The organism is Colwellia sp. KU-HH00111 (assembly GCF_040362745.1).
Lineage (GTDB): Bacteria > Pseudomonadota > Gammaproteobacteria > Enterobacterales > Alteromonadaceae > Colwellia.
The window spans coordinates 90,323-107,639 of the sequence record NZ_BAABWO010000007.1 but is presented as its reverse complement, the minus strand read 5'-3'; the positions used below and the strand labels follow the sequence as shown (position 1 = coordinate 107,639).

At 40.0% G+C, this 17,317-nt stretch carries 12 protein-coding genes; 8 read left to right on the top strand and 4 right to left on the bottom strand.

Translation table 11 applies throughout. The annotated features are described in order from the left end of the window. Window positions 1-5: 5 nt before the first annotated feature. Window positions 6-839, top strand: coding sequence for a 2,3,4,5-tetrahydropyridine-2,6-dicarboxylate N-succinyltransferase (gene dapD / locus ABXG98_RS13700; RefSeq protein ID WP_353539252.1), 834 nt, complete (start codon window positions 6-8; stop codon window positions 837-839). Window positions 840-991: 152 nt separating this feature from the next. On the opposite strand, the gene ABXG98_RS13695 is transcribed toward dapD, so the two are convergent. Further along, complete coding sequence (locus ABXG98_RS13695; protein WP_353539251.1) at window positions 992-2,509, bottom strand: fumarate hydratase; 1,518 nt, start codon at window positions 2,507-2,509, stop codon at window positions 992-994. A gap of 143 nt (window positions 2,510-2,652) precedes the next feature. Here ABXG98_RS13695 and pabB point away from each other — a divergent pair, with 143 nt between their 5' ends. The 3 genes from pabB (at window position 2,653) to ABXG98_RS13680 (ending at window position 6,271) form a co-directional block, all read left to right on the top strand. Next, window positions 2,653-4,143, top strand: coding sequence for an aminodeoxychorismate synthase component I (gene pabB / locus ABXG98_RS13690; protein ID WP_502901562.1), 1,491 nt, complete (start codon window positions 2,653-2,655; stop codon window positions 4,141-4,143). Further along, window positions 4,136-4,729, top strand: coding sequence for a CoA pyrophosphatase (locus tag ABXG98_RS13685; protein WP_353539250.1), 594 nt, complete (start codon window positions 4,136-4,138; stop codon window positions 4,727-4,729). Before pabB ends, ABXG98_RS13685 begins: the two co-directional genes overlap by 8 nt. Window positions 4,730-4,894: 165 nt before the next feature. After that, window positions 4,895-6,271: an L-serine ammonia-lyase gene (locus tag ABXG98_RS13680; protein ID WP_353539249.1), complete on the top strand. Its 1,377-nt coding sequence runs from the start codon at window positions 4,895-4,897 to the stop codon at window positions 6,269-6,271. Window positions 6,272-6,333: 62 nt separating this feature from the next. On the opposite strand, the gene cysB is transcribed toward ABXG98_RS13680, so the two are convergent. Further along, window positions 6,334-7,308, bottom strand: a complete 975-nt coding sequence (gene cysB, locus ABXG98_RS13675; RefSeq protein ID WP_353539248.1) for an HTH-type transcriptional regulator CysB — start codon at window positions 7,306-7,308, stop codon at window positions 6,334-6,336. A gap of 418 nt (window positions 7,309-7,726) precedes the next feature. On the opposite strand from cysB, the gene ABXG98_RS13670 reads away from it, so the two are divergent. Continuing rightward, complete coding sequence (locus ABXG98_RS13670; protein ID WP_353539247.1) at window positions 7,727-8,494, top strand: hypothetical protein; 768 nt, start codon at window positions 7,727-7,729, stop codon at window positions 8,492-8,494. A gap of 78 nt (window positions 8,495-8,572) precedes the next feature. Then, window positions 8,573-8,941 (top strand): ribosome recycling factor family protein, encoded by a 369-nt coding sequence (locus ABXG98_RS13665; protein ID WP_353539246.1) that lies wholly within the window; start codon window positions 8,573-8,575, stop codon window positions 8,939-8,941. 147 nt (window positions 8,942-9,088) lie between these two features. Here the strand turns inward: ABXG98_RS13665 and topA are convergent, their stop codons facing one another. After that, complete coding sequence (gene topA / locus ABXG98_RS13660) at window positions 9,089-11,764, bottom strand: type I DNA topoisomerase (RefSeq protein WP_353539245.1); 2,676 nt, start codon at window positions 11,762-11,764, stop codon at window positions 9,089-9,091. A gap of 377 nt (window positions 11,765-12,141) precedes the next feature. On the opposite strand from topA, the gene ABXG98_RS13655 reads away from it, so the two are divergent. Further along, complete coding sequence (locus tag ABXG98_RS13655) at window positions 12,142-13,251, top strand: arginase family protein (protein WP_353539244.1); 1,110 nt, start codon at window positions 12,142-12,144, stop codon at window positions 13,249-13,251. 121 nt (window positions 13,252-13,372) lie between these two features. On the opposite strand, the gene ABXG98_RS13650 is transcribed toward ABXG98_RS13655, so the two are convergent. Continuing rightward, window positions 13,373-15,388 (bottom strand): Ig-like domain-containing protein, encoded by a 2,016-nt coding sequence (locus ABXG98_RS13650; protein ID WP_353539243.1) that lies wholly within the window; start codon window positions 15,386-15,388, stop codon window positions 13,373-13,375. A 238-nt stretch (window positions 15,389-15,626) separates the two neighbouring features. Between ABXG98_RS13650 and ABXG98_RS13645 the strand changes: the two genes are divergently transcribed. Further along, window positions 15,627-16,967 (top strand): dicarboxylate/amino acid:cation symporter, encoded by a 1,341-nt coding sequence (locus ABXG98_RS13645; protein ID WP_353539242.1) that lies wholly within the window; start codon window positions 15,627-15,629, stop codon window positions 16,965-16,967. The last annotated feature ends 350 nt before the right edge of the window (window positions 16,968-17,317 follow it).

Genomic DNA, 17,317 nt, shown 5'->3' with positions numbered 1-17,317 from the left:
TATAAATGACTGATTTAACATCACTAGCAACCACCATAGAACAGGCTTTTGAACAAAGAGCAACCATCAGCCCTGCAACAGTTTCCAGTGAAGTCAAAACAGCGGTTTTAGACTCACTTGCGGCACTAAATAACGGCTCAGCACGTGTGGCTGAAAAAATTGACGGGCAATGGCATGTACATCAATGGTTAAAAAAGGCGGTGTTATTGTCATTCCGCATTTGGGACAATCAAGTCATTGATGGTGCTGAAAGCACTTTTTTTGATAAGGTACCAATGAAATATCAAGGGTATACACAAGCCATGTTTGAGGCTGATGGCGTTCGCGTAGTGCCCGGCGCTTCAGTTCGTACCGGTAGTTTTATTGGTAAAAATGTCGTAGTGATGCCTAGTTTTGTAAACATTGGCGCATTTGTTGATGAAGGTTGTATGGTTGACGGTTGGGCTACGGTTGGCTCTTGTGCTCAAATTGGTAAAAACGTACATTTATCAGGTGGTGTTGGTATTGGCGGAGTATTAGAGCCCTTACAAGCAGGTCCAACGATAATTGAAGATAATTGCTTTATTGGCGCTCGCTCTGAAATTGTAGAAGGAGTGGTTGTTGAAGAAGGTGCGGTAATCTCAATGGGTGTTTATATTGGGCAAAGCACTCGCATTTTCGATCGTGAAACCGGAGAGACTCATTACGGCCGTGTTCCTGCAGGCTCAGTAGTTGTTCCTGGTAACTTGCCGTCTAAATGTGGAAACTACAGTTTATATGCCGCCATTATCGTTAAAAAAGTGGATGCAAAAACCAGAGAAAAAACCGGTATTAATGAGTTACTTCGTTTAGCAGAATAACCGTAGAGTCTGTTGATTTTTGATGGTTGAATTCTGTTCGAATTAATCGTTTTGGTCACAGTGCAAGTAAAGTAGCCAGTTCCGAAAGCGATAATCATAATTTATCGCCTTTGGAACGCTTAACTTGCTTAACGCTTAACTTCTAATTGAGATTAACCATTCATTTCTTCGATTTTTACTTTCCAAATTGCTGGGCCGGTAACATGCGCTGATTCACCCGAACTATCCACTGCAACCGTTACTGGCATATCTTCTACTTCAAACTCATAAATAGCTTCCATACCTAAGTCTTCAAAGGCCACTACTCGCGCTTTTTTAATCGCTTTCGAAACTAAATAGGCAGCGCCACCAACAGCCATTAAATACACTGATTTATGTTTTTGAATATTTTCAACCGTTGCTGGGCCACGCTCAGATTTACCAATAGAGCCTAACAGGCCAGTTTTAGCTAACATCATCTCAGAAAATTTATCCATACGTGTCGCAGTAGTAGGACCGGCAGGACCAACAACTTCATCAGCAACAGCATCAACAGGGCCAACGTAATAAATAAACTTATCAGTAAAGTCTACCGGCAGTGCTTCGCCAGCGGCTAACATATCCTGAATACGTTTATGGGCAGCATCTCGGCCCGTTAAAATAGTGCCACTAAGTAACACCGTTTCACCTGTTTTCCATTCTGCAATATCTGCTTTCGTTAAGCCATCAACATTAACCCGGCGAACATCGTCACCTACTTCCCAAGTAATATCTGGCCACTCTTCTAGTTTAGGTGGTGTTAAATCGGCAGGACCGTTGCCATCTAAATGAAAGTGTACGTGGCGAGTTGCGGCACAATTAGGGATCATAGCAACAGGCAATGATGCAGCGTGTGTTGGTACGGCATTAATTTTCACATCAACCACAGTAGTTAAGCCACCAAGCCCTTGGGCACCAATACCAAGCTTATTCACACGATCAAAAATTTCTAAGCGTAACTCTTCTTCTGCATTTTGGGCACCGCGATCCATTAATTCTTGAATATTAACAGGGTCCATCAAGCTTTCTTTCGCTAACACCGCCGCTTTTTCCGCTGTACCACCGACACCTATACCCAACATTCCCGGTGGACACCAACCTGCCCCCATCGATGGTAAGGTGTTTACCACCCAATCAGCGATAGAGTCATTAGGATTTAACATCACCATCTTGGTTTTATTTTCACTACCACCGCCTTTAGCGGCAATCATCACTTCTATTTCATCACCTTCAACCAATTCAAGATGAACAACAGCAGGCGTGTTGTCTTTGGTGTTTTTACGTGCACCAGTAGGGTCAGCTACAATAGAAGCACGTAATGGATTATCTGGGTTCATATACGCGCGACGTGTTCCTTCATCAACCATTTGCTGCACTGTCATATCGGTTTTATCCCATTGAACCGCCATGCCAACTTTAACAAAACAGGTCACGATACCGGTATCTTGACAAATAGGACGTTTACCCGTTGCCGACATACGTGAATTGATGAGAATTTGTGCAATAGCATCTTTTGCTGCTTGACTTTTTTCTTTATGGTAGGCTTTTTCTAACGCCTGTATAAAATCTAACGGATGATAATAAGAAATATATTGTAGTGCATCTTCAATACTATCGATTAAATCTTGTTGTTTGATTATTTTATCGGACATCTTGCTCTCAGCTTTCGTTAAAAGTGTGTATAATATTTATCGCTTATAATACCTTGCTATTGTCAGTGCTGCTAGTAGCCAATAGTAGAATATCAACAATTTTCTAGTGAATAGACTAACGACTTTTTAGAGTAATTATTGCCTTGCTTTCCAATACCTTGTTTTCATTAGAGCCAATCTCTGTTTCCGCTGAAGCGTTGGTGATCGCTGATGGCATCATGCCAGTCGATTTATTTTCCTCCTTAGCTGCACAGCCATGGTCTATTTGGTTAGACTCTGGTGAAAGTGAGCATATCGATTGCCATTTTGACATTTTTGTTTGGCAACCTGAGCTAACCTTATGCACTTATCAAAATCAAACATCTATTCATCATATTGCTACTAACATTACACAAACAAGTGCGGATGATCCCTTAACCTTGGTGGAAAAAATCCAGTCGCAGCTTTTAGCCAAACCAGCCCCCACTAGCTATAACTTACCTTTTATGGGGGGAGCTTTAGGTTACTTTGCTTATGACTTAGGGCGACGATTTGAAAAAATGCCCACGCAAGCTTCGCCGGATATTTCATTACCCGAAATGGCGATAGGTATCTATAGCCAAGCTGTCATTTTTGATCACCAAAACCAGCAATATTACTTAGTGTGCCCCTCTGATAAACGTCAACAACTGACCCAGTTTATCCAATCATTGAACAAGAAAAATGTGGCACTAAGTACTTCTCAAATCAAGTTGTCACCATTTGCCTTAACAACAAAATGGCAAAGTAATATGGACCAAGCTAGCTATATTGAGAAGTTCAATCAGGTGCAACAGTACTTATTGTCAGGCGATTGTTACCAAATAAACTTAGCACAACGTTTTAGTGCACAATACCAAGGCAATGAGTTTCAGGCTTACTGCGCGCTGAGAGCCGAAAACAAAGCGCCGTTTTCTGCCTTTATGCAATTAGAGCAAGCGTCAATTTTAAGTGTATCCCCCGAACGATTTTTACAGTGCAAACAAGGTAAGGTTCAAAGTAAACCCATTAAGGGAACTATGCCTAGACACAGACAACAGTCTGTAGATGAAAAAAATGCCAGCATACTCGTTAATTCAACCAAAGATCGTGCCGAAAATTTAATGATTGTTGATTTGCTCCGCAATGATATCTCTAAAGTCTGTAAAGCAAACTCGGTAGTTGTACCAAAACTATTTGATATTGAAAGTTTTCCTGCGGTTCACCACCTTGTTAGTACTGTAGAAGGTGAGCTAGCGCCACAGTTTAATGCCACTGATCTTCTCCGGGGTGCCTTCCCCGGTGGCTCAATAACCGGTGCACCTAAAATTCGTGCCATGGAAATTATTGAGCAACTCGAACCCCACCGTCGCAGTGTTTATTGTGGAAGCATAGGGTATATTTCAAGCTGTGGCTCGATGGACACTAGCATTACCATTCGTACCTTAATTTGTGAAAAGCAACCGCTTAACCAGTCAAACAATACACCAGTAAATCAAATCTACTGTTGGGCTGGCGGTGGTTTAGTGGCTGATTCTATTGCGAGTAGTGAATATCAAGAAACTTTTGATAAAGTTAACCGCATATTACCCGTTTTAACTAAGTTGGGGCAGCAAGGAGGTAACTACGATGAATAAAGCTGAATTTATGTTTCGATTTAATTTAAAACAACAAAATGAATCTTGTCATAATTATCAACATCATGCGCCATTAAGATCGGCAGCTGTTCTTATTGCACTATTTGATGATGGCAAAGCAAAAGGTGGATTTTCATCAAAAGGCTTGCAAGTTTTATTAACCAAAAGAGCGAGTCATTTAAAACATCATCCTTCACAAATAAGCTTTCCCGGAGGCAAGGTTGAACCCAGTGACAAAAGCTTGGTTGACACCGCATTACGCGAAGCTCAAGAAGAGATTGGTTTAGATCCTCAAACCGTCACTATTCTGGGTCAATTACCTAGTTATCAAGTTATTAGCGGCTATCAGGTCACTCCTATTGTAGCAATGATTGACACCGTACAACCCTACCAAAAAGACGCCAACGAAGTTGATGAAATATTTCATGTTCCTTTGCGGTATTTCTTATTAGATGCCAATCACCATAGCATAACCGCCTATAGGAATGGGCGCAGTCATCAGGTACATTTCTTTCCTTATCGACATTATAATATTTGGGGAGCAACAGCCGCCATGATAAAAGATTTAATTAACCGTATTAAATGATCTAGCGCCTGTTGCCAGAAAAACACCTAATTAAAAGCTATGTCTAGCTGTGTTTTCACAAGCATGCGCTATTATTAGTTGTCATAAATAACAACTTTCAGCTATCATGGGCAATATTAACGGCAGCAAACAACGCGCCACTCAAAATTATATTCGGAAATAAGCATGATTAGTGTATTTGATATGTTTTCAATTGGCATTGGCCCTTCTAGCTCTCATACCGTTGGCCCTATGAAAGCGGCAAAATTATTTGTTGATGAACTCAAAAAACAAAAATTATTAGCTCAGATTGACCGTGTAAAATGTGAGTTATTTGGCTCTCTTGGTCAAACGGGTATAGGCCATGGTACGGGTAAAGCGGTGATATTAGGTTTATCAGGCGAAACACCTGAGCAAATACCTGTGAACGCCATTGACAGCATTTTAGCCGAAGTCGTTGAAACGCAAAAAATACAACTTGATGGCTCACATCTTGTTGATTTCCCCAAAAGTGATGCAATTATCTATCATCATAGAAAAACATTGCCTGCTCACGCTAATGCGATGACGTTGTTCGCCTATCAAGGTGACAGTATTCTGTTAGAGCAAACCTATTACTCTATTGGCGGTGGCTTTATTGTGCTTGATTGTGACTTCGAAAAAGAGAAAGACCGCGCCCTTTCTTTGCATAGTAACATTAATAAACCGCACGCTTTCACCAATGCTGCAGAGCTACTACAAGAAGCGCAAACCACCGGTCTAAGCATTAGCACTATTATGCTAAATAATGAAAAGTGCTTAAATGATGAAGCTACTATTCGCACCAAACTGATTGAAATTTGGCAAGCGATGCGGGCTAGCGTCGATAGAGGTATTGCCACAGAGGGAATTTTACCCGGCGGTTTAAAAGTTAATCGTCGAGCACCGGCACTACACCGTTCACTTATGGTTGAAAACTCTAATGATACGCTGGTTGCAATGGACTGGGTTAATCTGTTTGCTTTAGCCGTAAACGAAGAAAATGCTGCGGGTAGCCGCGTCGTTACAGCGCCAACTAACGGTGCTGCTGGTATTCTTCCTGCGGTATTATGCTATTACGATAAATTTGTTAAACCCGTGTCAGACGATGATTGTGTTCGCTACTTATTAACGGCAGCAGCAATAGGGATTTTATATAAAACCAATGCGTCTATCTCTGGCGCTGAGGTTGGCTGTCAGGGAGAAGTGGGGGTTGCATGCTCAATGGCTGCCGGTGCATTAACCGAAATACTAGGTGGAACACCAATTCAAGTGGAAAACGCAGCTGAAATAGGCATGGAGCACAATTTAGGCTTGACCTGCGATCCCGTTGGAGGCTTAGTACAAGTACCTTGTATTGAACGTAATGCCATGGGCTCAGTTAAAGCCATTAATGCGTCTCGATTAGCCCTTCGCGGCACGGGCACCTCAAAGGTTTCATTGGATAAGGTGATCAAAACGATGTGGGATACAGGCAATGATATGAAGACTAAATATAAAGAAACATCACGTGGCGGCTTAGCCGTTAATATTACTGAGTGTTAATGGCACAAGCACTAGCTAGCACAAATAGTGCTAGCGTTAATGATACAAGCACTAAGCTAGCATTATTTAGTGGGTAGCTTAGTATCTGCAAACATCTCATCAACTTCAGCATTGTTTTTCAAAAGCATAGCTTGGGTTACCACATGCTTTGTTAAATGTGGCGCAAACCGCTCGATAAAATCAAACATGTAACCTCGTAAAAAGCTACCCCTTCTAAAGCCAATTTTAGTGGTGCTCGCTTTAAATAGATGGCTTGCATCGATAGCAACAAGATCATGATCAATTTTAGGATCAATCGCCATTGATGCTATAACACCAATACCAACCCCTAAGCGCACATAGGTTTTAATAACATCAGCATCGGTTGCGGTAAATGCTATTTTAGGTTCAACACCCGCTTTTTCAAAAGCCGCATCCAATTCAGAACGACCAGTAAAGCCAAAAACATAAGTAACTAGTGAGTACTTTGCCACATCTTGTATGGTTAAATCTTGCTTTCTCGCCAGTGGATGATCTTTGCGAACAATAATACTGCGGTTCCAATGGTAGCAAGGAAGCATCACTAAATCGTTATACAAATGTAAAGATTCAGTAGCAATTGCAAAGTCAGCATCTCCTTTGGCTGCTGCATCGCTAATTTGCGCCGGTGTGCCTTGTGACATTTGCAGTGACACTTTACCGTATTTTTTAATAAAGCCTTGTATAACTTCAGGTAAGGCATAACGTGCCTGCGTATGCGTAGTTGCAATACGTAACTTACCTTCATCAGGCTGAGTGTGCTCTCTCGCCACCGCCTTAATACCTTCAACCTTAGAGAGTATTTGCTGGGCGATGTTAATAACCTCTTGTCCTGCTGAGGTTACATGAGTCAAGTGTTTACCACTGCGGCCAAATATCTGGATACCAAGCTCATCTTCTAGCATTCGTACCTGTTTAGATATGCCCGGTTGAGAAGTAAAAAGCGCCTCTGCCGTGGCAGACACATTAAGGTTATTATTTAATACTTCAACGATATAACGCAACTGTTGCAATTTCATAAGTTAACTTCTGGAACTTTCTTAGACCAAAATCATATACTTAATTGAACATTTATTCCATATCAAATTTAACTTTTTGTAAATTAAATCGACCAATTATAGAATAAATCGCTTAAGATTCTTTTGTGCTATCTTATGCCACTCTCTATATTTTATCGGTGACTGTTACTAAGCCATCATTTTTTTAACAACGTACACCTCCTATTTTTAACCTCATACAGTAACTTGGAATGAGTTAGATGACATAAAAGTTAAACAATTCATAGAAGTAAAAGTCGAAACATACTTTTATTAGCATAGGAGATACCAACTTATACATTTAATTCTATAATTAAATGTAAGTTAGACTTTGCTAAGCATGACATTTTTTGTAGACTGCATAGCGTTATCCACATAATTATATAATAAGAGCTTTTACATGGTCGCCATTATCGTAGGTTTACTCATCACCTTAATTATTATTGTGGTTGTGCTCAGTGCAGTGCAACAACACAAAGAAAAGCAAGAGGCCGACAAGAGAGTTAAGGTCGCTAAGCAAAAAGCTATTATGGATGAAAGCGAAGAACTACTGGTTAATTTAGCGAATCTACCAGCAAGCCCAACAATGGTTAAAATTTTAAACCAACGCAGTTTAAATGCAGCCAAAGCAATGCAAGAATTAATGCCTACAGTCAAAGGGATTAAAAATCGTATAAACGACCTAAGCACTAGACTTGAGGCAGCTAAGGAGCTTGCTTCGAATCAAAACAGTGATGATAACTTTCGCTTACCTGACAATGAACAGCAAATATTAGCTATTTTACAATGCATCAAAAAATTACGGGCCACTTTAAAATCAGAGCAAAGCAAAGGGGTACTCGATGCACAAACTTTTTCGAAGGAAGATCAACGTTTAGATACCATGCAGCTAAAAATAAATATAGAAAGCTTGGTCAAGCGTGGCAATCAAGCATACAGTAAAGAAATGCTTGGCTCTGCACGCCAGTACTTTGAAAAAGCTTTACAGAGTTTAGCAAATAGCCCAATCAAAACTGACTATATCACAACCAAACAAGCCGAAATATCGGGACAATTAGCAGAAATCACTGAAGCATTAAAATCAACCAATGCTTCTGATGCCGCTAAAAAAGCTAAAAATGATGAAGATGAGTTGGACATTTTATTTCAACCGAAAAAGAAATGGTAATCTCACTACCTTTTTAAGTTTTAAATTCTAAACCAGCTTTTGCTGGTTTTTTGTTGGATCTGCTGCTGAGATTGAGACGTGGATAAAATTAACTGTATCACTTTACCCTCTTTTTTACGAAGAACCATGAAAGCTTACGCTTTAAAGGCCTTTATTAGGCAGCAAGGCTGTGAGCTTAAGCGTATTGGGCGCTCACGCAATTGGCTGCTTAAGGCTAACTTTGACCAGCTACAAGCAATAACCGATTTTATCGATAACGCATCTGAGCCGAGTTGGGCTTGGCTAAGTAAATTATTAAATAAACAGTACCAAGACTTAAGTCATGATGAACTATTACGGATTGGGTCAATGTTAACAGAGATTACAGTTGGCAATTTAATCGCCAAAAGTCATTGTACCATTGCACAGGCAAGACGCGTCATAGATGAGCTTGAAGGGTTAGATTAAGCAACACTGGTTTCAAGGTTTGGCGTGAAGATTGACCAAGTGACATACTGAGCTTATATCACTTGGAAACACTTACATCACATAGAAATTCACAACCTGTGCTGCTAAATTTGACATTAACGGGGAGTCCATATAAGACCCTAACGTTTACTTTTCTTTTGAAGTGCTCTTTTTCTTAGGCGCAGCTTTCTTAACAGCTTTTTTCTTTGGCTTAGGAATATCTTCAACCCAATTACCATCAATATATTTTGCTGTCCAGCCGGTGGCTTTACCTTCAACTTCAGACATCACGTATTGCTCTTTAGTTTTACGGCTATAGCGTACTACCGCTAAATTCCCCTTATTATCTTGCTCAGGAGCATCCGCTAAGTAATAGAATTTTGGTGAAATTCTTTCTCTAAAACGCTTTAGTTCAGCCACTTTTGGCGCTCTAGTTTCACGCGAACGAGGAAACGTATTTGCCGCAAGAAAAATACCCGCAGCACCATCGCGTAACACAAAGTGAGCGTCAGATTTTTCACATGCAAGCTCGGGCAATTGAACCGGATCTTCTTTTGGAGGAGCCGCTTCTCCGTTAGCTAATAATTTACGCGTATTTTTACATTCATCATTAGTACAATCAAAGTACTTGCCAAAACGCCCTGATTTTAGCTCCATGTCAGCTTGACAGCGATCACATTCTAAAACAGGACCATCATAGCCCTTAATTTTAAATGTCCCCTGCTCTACTTCAATGCCATCACACACAGGATTGTTACCACAAACATGCAACTTACGTGTTTCATCAATTAAGTAACTATCCATTGCAGTATTACACTTTTGACAACGATGCATCGCACGCAAAGCTTCGGTTTCTTGGTCTTCTGCTAATACACTGACTGCTTCTTCACCTGGGGTTAAATTCATGGTGGTGGTACAGCGCTCTTTTGGCGGTAAAGCATAACCAGAACAGCCTAAGAACACCCCAGTAGATGCCGTTCTAATGCCCATTTTTCGGTTACATGTGGGGCAATCTATATCCGTTAATACCGGAGAGTTATTACGCATCCCTCCATCATCAACATCTTTATTGGCAAGGGCTAACTTTTTACTAAAGTTTTTGTAAAACTCATCTAAAACACCTTTCCAATCAAGCTCACCTTGAGCTATAGCATCGAGCTCTTGCTCCATATTGGCAGTGAAATCGTAGCTCATTAGTTTTTCAAAACTCATTGACAAACTATCGGTAACTATCTCACCCATTTTTTCAGCATAAAAACGTTTTTTATCTAAACGTACATAACCTCGATCTTGGATCGTTGAAATAATAGAGGCATAGGTTGACGGGCGACCAATAGAGCGTTTTTCTAGCTCTTTAACTAATGACGCTTCACCAAAACGAGCTGGTGGCTTTGTAAAGTGTTGAGCAGCCGCCAAGTTATCTAATGTTAACGTCTCACCAACGGCTAAATCAGGCAAATGCTTGTCGTCACCTTTGGTCAGTTGCGGATGAACACGAGTCCAGCCATCAAACTGCATCACTCGGCCTTTAGCTTTTAAATCAAAATCAGCAGCACCAATTGTTAACGTACTCACAGTATAACGTGCAGCTGTCATTTGACAGGCAACAAACTGACGCCAAATCAAATCATAAAGCTTTTTAGCATCGGCATCGATACCGTCCATAAAGGCAGACTCAAGATTAACATTCGACGGACGAATCGCCTCATGGGCTTCTTGTGCACCGGCTTTTGAACCATAAGTTTTTGGTTGTTCGGGTAAGTAATTTTCACCAAAACTTTTACTAATATAGGTTCGACACATTTCCACCGCATCTTTACTTAAATTAGTTGAGTCGGTACGCATATAAGTAATGTGTCCCGCTTCATATAAACGCTGAGCCAAGCCCATAGTGCGCTTAACGCCGTAACCTAACTTAGTACTGGCCGCTTGTTGCAAAGTTGAAGTAATAAAAGGCGCTGAAGGTGTACTTTTAGATGGTTTATCTTCACGTTTACTGACCAGATAATTAGCAGGGTTCAATACCGCTAATGCCGCGTCAGCTTCGTCTTTAGTTGTGGGTTTGAAAGTTTTACCTTTGTGATGAGTTACATCTAAAGTCAACGCCTCACCCGAGCTTGCATGGGTATCGGCACTAATATCCCAGAACTCTTTTGGAACAAAAGCTTTTATTTCACGCTCTTTTTCAACCACCAGCTTGACCGCTACGGATTGAACTCGGCCTGCAGATAAACCACGGGCCACTTTTTTCCAAAGCAGTGGGCTTACCATAAAACCAACGACACGGTCGAGAAAACGTCGTGCTTGCTGCGCATTAACACCCGGCATGCTTAATTCACCAGGGGTAGCAAATGCTTGCTGAATAGAACTTTCTGTTATTTCATTAAATACCACGCGACGAAATTTATCATCTTCACCGCCAATTAACTCTTTTAAATGCCAAGCAATCGCTTCTCCCTCGCGATCCAAATCGGTTGCGAGATAGACAGTATCGGCTTTATCCGCAAGTTTTTGCAGTTCAGTAACAACTTTTTCTTTTCCAGGAAGGACTTGATAATTAGCCGCCCAGTTTTTTTCAGGATCGATACCCATGCGGTTAACGAGCGCCTGTTTATCACGTTTCGCTTTATACTTTGCTTTCGCATCCGGCGACATTTTACGTACTTCAGCTGGTGATTTTGCCGCTACTTTTTTGCCCGTGCTACTATGGGGTAAATCTCGAACATGGCCGACACTTGATTTGACTATAAAGTCTTTTCCTAAGTATTTATTAATTGTTTTCGCTTTAGCTGGCGACTCGACAATAACCAATGATTTTGCCATAAAAATTTGTAATCCTACGTATTCGACTATTTATCTTAACTAAAAGATAATTTATTTTTCGTCTTTTTATTCATTTATTATTTGGGTTAAAAAGTGCGAGCGTGCTCTTTAATCTCACTCAAATAACGCTATATTTTGTCTTGTTTTAAATAATATGATTGCATACCTATTTATAGATATATCGATAAATATGCAAATTGACAAGCATTTATTTTTTCAGCTTGTTTGTCCGTCTATTACTGCTTGCTGCTTTTGGCTATAATGTTTTGGTAAAGCGATTTCTGCGCAATCATAATCGACTTTACTGAAAAAAATAAGCGTTAAATTAGAAAAGTTTTAAATTGATCTTGTCACTTACTCGCATATAGAGATACAAAATGCCGCAATTAACCACACAATTAAAAGATAAGTTAACCCAATGTTTATGTCCTCCAGGTAATGGTGTTTTTACCGTCAATACCGCGAAAGAGCGTAAGGAGCAATTACATCAAACAATTTTTGGACAAGCTACTGGCATTGAAGATTTATGGAAAAGCTCTTTAGATAAGCTTCCTGATGCCTCTAGCGCCATTATTTTAGGTGTAGCATCCGATTGTGGCGGTGGAATTTTAAGAGGCGCAAATTGGGGGCCGTTATTTTTACGAAGCACCTTACTAGAAAAATACCCACAGTTGAAGGTATTTGATCTTGGCGATATTCGGGTAATCCCTCATTTATTGTCCGATAAATATTTAAACGATGCGACTATTGAAAATTGTAGAAAAGCGCTGTACCAAAATGCAAAAAGTGACTATTTCGTTAGCCCATTAAGTATCACTGAAGATATATTACATGACTTTTATGCCGCTTTTCCTGAGAAAGGTATTTTTGGCATTGGTGGCGATCATAGCGTTAGCTATCCGCTAACCAAAGCCTATTTACAAGCTAAAAAACAGCAAGGCAAGCGCACAGGGATCATTCATTTTGACGCCCACACCGATTTACTCATAGAGCGACTTGGTATTGATTTATGCTTTGGCTCTTGGTGTACGCATATCTTAGAATACTTACCAGCCCCTGAACATTTAATACAAGTGGGTATTCGCTCAAGTGGTAAACCTAAAAGCCACTGGGAAAGTACTTTTGGGGTAAAACAACACTGGGCGCATGAAGTAAAAACGTTAGGGGTTGAAAAAGTTATTGAGAATATTCTTGCGCAATTAGCTGAGCAGAACATCGATGAGTTATATGTCAGCTTTGATATTGATGCCATTGATGACAGTTATGCTAGTGCTACAGGCACACCTGAGCCAGATGGTTTAATGCCTCAAGAAGCAATGCAAATATTGCGCGCTATTGCCGAGAAGTACCGAATAACAGGTGCCGATATGATGGAAATAGCACCTTTTACTGACAGTTCAGGCCAAGGCGAAGTAAGCAGAGATAAAACCTTGACTGTAGCAAGTGAGATATCTGCGTTTTTGATTGAAGAAATTGCTAAAAATTAACGATAAGCAGTATCGGTACCATTACTGATATATAGAGTTATTTTCCAAACATATCTATAAAACTACAATTAAAAATGGCTCCTTTAGGAGCCATTTTTTCATTCTATCTATTTACCAATCATTACTGTGTAGTTGTACAATCTGGCAACAAACCAAACGGCCCTTTAGCACCAACATTCGCGGTAGGAGGTGAGATAAACTCACTTTGTACATCGCTAGCTGCAACAGGCAGAGTAAAGGTGGTTTTAGCTGAGCTTTCTGTGCCCTTAACCGATCCAGAAACAATAATATTCACATCTACCCAATGACCAAAGCTTTGTGGGTAGACCAAATCAATAACAATTTTGCCTTCACTGTCTGTAACCGCTTCAACGGTTGCGGTTTCTTCACCATCAGTACTAACTGCTGCTAACGAAGATAATACGTTACCCGGCGTTAGTCGACCATCGTTATTAGTATCTTCGTCTTCATCTAACACACCATCAATATCAGTATCTTCATTAATACAGGCATGCACAGGGTCCCAATCACCAGGTATCGCTGGAGCTCTTCCTAAGTCTGACCTAACTAAGCCCGCTGTTACCCATGAAATAAATTTCTCTTTAGCGGTATCTTTGTACATTTGTACCCACTGGCCTTTATAGAATCGATGCGGTACAGCAGAAATAGTCAGTTTTTGATTAGTCACGGGGTTTGAATCTACATCGGTTACAAATGCGACAAACTTTTTGGTATAAGTAGTACCGTCATCGGTTTCTTCTACTTCATTACCTGTACCAATGGCAATAAATAATTCACGATCTGCAACGGTTAAGGTCACAGTGTCGTTTACCGTGGGTTTATCCCTAACAGTAGCTTTTATTTCAATACCGTCTTGTGCTGAAACCGCATTAGAGGTATACGTTGTTGAAGCATAGCCGTTACTATCAGTCACCGCTGTCGCAGGAAAAATTGAGCCGCCATTAACATCCGTTAATTCAAAATCTACGGTTTTATTTTTTACTAAGTTACCATTAATGTCTTTAACGGTAGTTGAAATAATAGATATTTCTCCATTTGGCCCAATTGAATTGGGTGATGCTTGGGCTATAATTCTATTGGCTGTTTCAGCGACAAACTCAAATTGCACTTGGTTATTTAATTCTATGCTACCATCAACGCCTGTGAAAGTTACAATTGACTGCCCAGCATTACTTGATGTAACTGTAGCTGAGACCTTACCATTTGATACTGTACCAGAGTTAGCCGCTAACACCCCACGAGTAGCAGTAAAACTAACCGCAGTGCCATCAGGCACAGGCTCTCCTGAACGCAACCAAGTGAGAGTAATAGTTGCCGTATCAGACAATAAGACATCAGGAAGCTCTGGCGAACTCGATGGGTTAACATTGACACCATTACCATTTGTAAACTGACTAAATAAAAAGGAATCTGCTTGGACGGTAACATTTTGACTGATGGACGCCCCCAGTGCAGAAGCAGTAATAGTATTGCTACCGCCTGTTGAACCATTCACCTTAACAATCGCTTGACCATTAAAATCTGTTTCAACCGTCTCTGGAATAGTGATACTAGCAACATTACCTGATATGGCACTGTTAGAAAGGCTGATGTCTACCGTTGTTTTTGCAATAGCATTATTATCTGAGTCTAATACCTTGATGACAAAACTATTATCATCATTAATTGCCAATGCAGAAGAACCGGTCAGTGAAATACTTGTGCCTACAACAGCAATATCAACTGTATCAGCGATAGTCTCACTTACTGCAGAAACAGTAATCACTCGGTTTTCTGGTTCGCCTTCTGTTTTCAATAAAGCAGTTGCTTTACCGTCATCACCGGTAAGGTTATTAGTTGCTTGAATACTGCCAGAAGTACTGGAAAAAGCAACTGTTGCACCACTAACCAGTTGATTATTACTATCTTTAACTATAGCAGTTAAAATAATTTCATCAGCGCCACTAGAAGGAAGTTGTTGGCTACTAGCAAACAAATTAACAGTAGTGACTTCTCTGATGTTTTGATCAGTCCCCCCTGTATCTCCAGTAAGGTTCCCATCACCACCGCCACATCCAACTAATGTGGTTAGTATTATAAACAACAAAGTAAAACTTGCGTGTCGAAGTAACTCCATAAGGTATTCCCTATTCTCTTTTAATTAATCTTTATAAAGCTTCTGTAAACATATTAACTGATAAATAATAAAAAAGTACAACTTAATGCTGTATTTCAAGAAAAAAAGCTTGATCATCAAGTAAGTTAAATCAAATCAAGCGAAACTGAGGGCTAAATTTGTAAAACTGTTTTTAATCCCCTTATTTATTGTTAATCTACTCAATCTAATAATTTAAACAACGCAAATAATAAAAACTATGACATCACCCCATAAAAGTAGTTTAACTACTCGAATAGTTATCGGCATGATCTTAGGTATTGCCCTAGGTTCATTTTTACAATGGTTAATGCCTAATGGCAAAGACTTAGTCTTAAATTTATTCTTATTTGAATTATCACTACAAAACTTTTTAGTTGATGGTGTGTTAGAAATCATTGGTCAAATTTTCATGGCGAGCTTGCGGATGCTTGTTGTCCCTTTGGTCTTTGTTTCGCTTGTTTGTGGTGTTTGCTCGCTGCAAGATACCACAAAGCTAGGACGCATTGGTGGCAAAGCTATTGGTTTATATTTAGTAACAACCGCAATTGCTATTAGCTTTGCTATTTTTGTTGCCATACTTATCGGCCCTGGAGAAGGGGTTGGCATGACCGCCAATACCAGCTTTAGCTCTAGAGAAGCGCCATCACTTGCACAAGTTATTATACAAATGTTCCCAACCAACCCATTTGAAGCATTCGCTCAAGGCAAAATGCTACAAATTATTGTCTTCGCACTATTGTTTGGCATTGCCATTGCTTTATCAGGTAAAGCAGGAGAGCGTGTCGCAAGTATATTTGAAGATTTAAACGAAGTGATAATGCGCTTAGTCGCGATTCTTATGAATATTGCACCTTATGGTGTATTTGCGTTACTCGCAAGTTTGTTTACTACGGTATCTATTGAAACCTTTGGTAATTTGATTGTTTATTTTTTAGTAGTGTTATTTGTATTACTTGGTCATGCATTGATCACTTACCCGATGCTACTTAAACTGTTTACTGGGTTAAATCCACTCACTTTCTTAGTAAAAATGCGAGATGCAGCTATTTTCGCCTTTTCGACCGCAAGCTCTAATGCCACTATTCCGGTAACATTAGAAACAGCCACTAAAAAAATGGGAGTGAAAAACTCAATTGCCTCATTTACTGTGCCACTAGGCGCAACCATTAATATGGACGGCACAGCAATTATGCAAGGGGTTGCAACTGTCTTTATTGCGCAGGTATTTAGTCAAGACTTAACACTTGCGGATTATGTTACCGTGGTATTAACCGCAACACTCGCTTCAATAGGCACGGCAGGTGTTCCTGGTGTTGGTTTGATCATGTTAGCTATGGTTTTAGATCAAGTAGGACTACCCGTTGAAGGGATCGCGCTAATCATTGGTGTTGATCGATTATTGGATATGACGCGTACCGCGGTCAATGTCACAGGTGACAGCATGGTCAGCCTTATTGTTGCTAAATCTGAAGGACAGTTTGATAATGAGATGTTTTTAGATGAAAAAGCAGGTAGCAAAATTGAAGAAATAGATTTTCATCATTTGAAAGATAAGTAGTTAGCACGCTTCAATAATAAAGATAAATAAAGAGGGTTAGCATTAATGTTAACACCCTTTATTGTTGTTAATACCATAAGATGCTATGACTGCGATAATTAATGATGCGTGTCTCAATGTTTTCTCTCCTACAGTAGCACAGAAACACGCTCATATATCAGTTCGCTAGAGCAAAATGCAGAGTAAGCAATGAATGTTGTGCGCTATCATTGGCAGGTTAAAAGTATGTATTGGGTGCTAGGTATGAACTTTACAGTAGATGAATCGCAAATACGCAACATAACGATATCAGCAAGTATGGCGAGAAAAATAAAATAACAAAGCTACACCATTATTATCGCACACCCCTT